This window comes from Shewanella hafniensis (assembly GCF_019655335.1).
Lineage (GTDB): Bacteria > Pseudomonadota > Gammaproteobacteria > Enterobacterales > Shewanellaceae > Shewanella > Shewanella hafniensis.
Genome location: NZ_BPFD01000161.1, coordinates 1 through 2,246 on the forward strand (window position 1 = coordinate 1; position 2,246 = coordinate 2,246).

The following is a 2,246-nucleotide window of genomic DNA, read 5'->3' on the forward strand; positions in this document are numbered from 1 at the left end:
GTAATAATTTTTTAAGGATCGCCTCTTTACGTTCTGGTGAATACCGAGCCATATCGTTCTCTTTTGCCGCACCCTGTCTTTAAACATAATGATTATTTAGGGGTGACAACAATCCTGACACAGGGGGAAGGTCAGAAACAAACATTAGCCCCCACAAATCTAACAATCACATCCGTACTGCGTCCGTACAAGTTGCGCTGTGGTTGTTTAAACTTTATACTCCAATCCATTACGGATTTACTCCGTACGATAGGAGGTTTTATGGCTACTGCAAGACTTGATATCCGTTTGGATGAAGAGATCAAAGCTAAGGCTGAGAAAGCATCGGCTTTGCTTGGTTTAAAAAGCTTAACTGAATACGTTGTTCGCTTAATGGACGAAGATTCAACTCAGGTGATTGCTGAGCACGAAAGCATTACTGTTAAAGCTGATGTATTCGACCAATTCATAATGGCTTGTGATGAGGCTAAGGCCCCGAACAAGGCATTGCGTGAAGCGGCAGCATTTACTAAACGTGGTGAGTTTAAGTGAGTTATTCCAAGACTTTTAAAGAATTGGATAAATCACAACACGATAGAGCATCATTTGACTGTGGCGAAGCAGAGTTAAACGATTTTATCCAAACTCAAGCAGCGAAACACATGCAAGCAGGTATTAGCCGTACAATGGTTTTACCTGCTGTTATGCCATTACCCAATCAAAAATATCCAATTTGCTCATTTTATACTATCGCACCAAGTTCAATTTGCCGTAATACCTTGCCGCAAGCCATGGGTAAAAAGTTACCACGCTATCCCATTCCGGTCTTTCTGCTTGCTCAACTTGCTGTCCATAAAGAGTTTCATGGCAGTGGGTTAGGTAAAGCTAGTTTAATCAAAGCGCTAGAATACCTTTGGGAGATTAACGCTCACATGCGAGCTTATGCCATTGTTGTCGATTGCTTAACTGGCCAAGCTGAATCATTTTACGCTAAGTACGGTTTCGAGGTGCTTTGTGAAATCAACGGTCGTGTAAGAATGTTTATTCCAATGAAAACAGTCGGTCAGTTATTTACTTAGCTACAAGCTCCCCGCCTTACCTGCTTATGCCTCACATTAGATGTTGTTTACTAATGCAGTAATAATCGATTTGATCACATTTCACGAAATAAAACCAAAATACTTTGTCCCGTTTACAGGGCTAGTGTCAGTATATGCCATTTGTAATCAATGAGTTATTTTCACGTTGCTTGAAGTGCTGGGTTTTGAACTTGCGCATCTGTGTTTTTCCGCATGGTTTCTTTGTTAAAGAACTGATAACTTTCTTTTATTACAAGTAATTAACTATGCGCGTTTTTACTGGTCTAATAGGTAAACGCGTGTGAGCACTTTTAAGACGTTATGTTTCACTGGAGCACGCATGAATTATTCATTTCCAGTAGCAGCCTTGGTTGCAGTATTTCTTGGGGCCTGTGCCAATCCGATCAACCGCGCTACTTTCGACAATTACTCAGAAACATGCGCAGTTGCCGAAAGTAACGGCCGCCTCGATGTTGCTGAGGAGGCTTGCTACCGAGCACTGGTAAATACCGATTGGGGCAACCTCGGCCCAGAGCTAAAATCTCAGGCGCTTTACAACCTCGGCCGTATCAAGCGGGGTCTATCCAAGTTCGGAGAGGCCGAACAACTGTTCAAGGAATCGTTGGCAATAGAAGATAAGTTGCCTGTTCCTTCCGAACAAAAGATCGGTCGTCGTCTTCTTGAGTTATCTGTTAGCCTCGCCGCCCAAGACAAGTGGTCCGATGGCGCCCGTTATCTTGAGCGTGTGCTCCCATTGACCGAAAAGTTTTCCCCGCGTGAACAGGCTTACGCCAGCGAGGTATTGTCCCAATATGGTAGGCACTTAGCTGCTGGTGCCACCGATAGTGATCTTGCTGCTCGCTTTGAAGCCAAGGCAAAGGCGCTCCGGTGAACGTGAAACATAATCTTGCAGTCGAGCGGACCTGCGCGAAAAGCCGCGCAGGCCGCTCACTTCCATGTTAGGTGTATCTAGAGTGTGGCGAATATCATTACTTTCTTTTGTTTTAATTGGCTGTTCATCAACTCCACCAAAAGGGTGTGAGTTTGATCTTAACGGTTGGAATAAGGCGATAGACATTCCAGTGTCATTGCAATCAAAAAATAAAAAAAACATTACGCATTGGTATGTAAATCACGACGGGGATTATTTCTTCTGTGAAAATTTTGTAGATAGTAATGTTTGTGGTC

General features: G+C 43.4%; 4 protein-coding genes. All 4 read left to right on the forward strand.

Going from position 1 to position 2,246, the window contains the following annotated elements:
* Window positions 1–261 precede the first annotated feature (261 nt).
* The gene (locus tag K5Q99_RS21625) at window positions 262–531 is read left to right on the forward strand and encodes a type II toxin-antitoxin system TacA family antitoxin (RefSeq protein WP_012586779.1); all 270 of its coding nucleotides are present in this window, start codon (window positions 262–264) and stop codon (window positions 529–531) included.
* Window positions 528–1,058 carry a GNAT family N-acetyltransferase gene (locus K5Q99_RS21630; RefSeq protein ID WP_220778101.1) on the forward strand — a complete coding sequence of 177 codons (531 nt, stop codon included), beginning with the start codon at window positions 528–530 and terminating at the stop codon, window positions 1,056–1,058. Before K5Q99_RS21625 ends, K5Q99_RS21630 begins: the two co-directional genes overlap by 4 nt.
* Window positions 1,059–1,398: 340 nt before the next feature.
* A complete protein-coding gene (locus K5Q99_RS21635; protein WP_220778102.1) occupies window positions 1,399–1,950 on the forward strand; it encodes a tetratricopeptide repeat protein in 552 nt (183 codons plus the stop codon).
* Window positions 1,951–2,032: 82 nt separating this feature from the next.
* A partial coding sequence (locus tag K5Q99_RS21640) for a hypothetical protein (protein WP_220778103.1) occupies window positions 2,033–2,246 on the forward strand: 214 nt, incomplete at its 3' end.

What these genes read in the sequence shown, in the direction of transcription:
- K5Q99_RS21635 (WP_220778102.1), top strand. Translation starts at nt 1,399, where the DNA reads ATGAATTATTCATTTCCAGTAGCAGCCTTGGTTGCAGTATTTCTTGGG.
- K5Q99_RS21625 (WP_012586779.1), top strand. Translation starts at nt 262, where the DNA reads ATGGCTACTGCAAGACTTGATATCCGTTTGGATGAAGAGATCAAAGCT.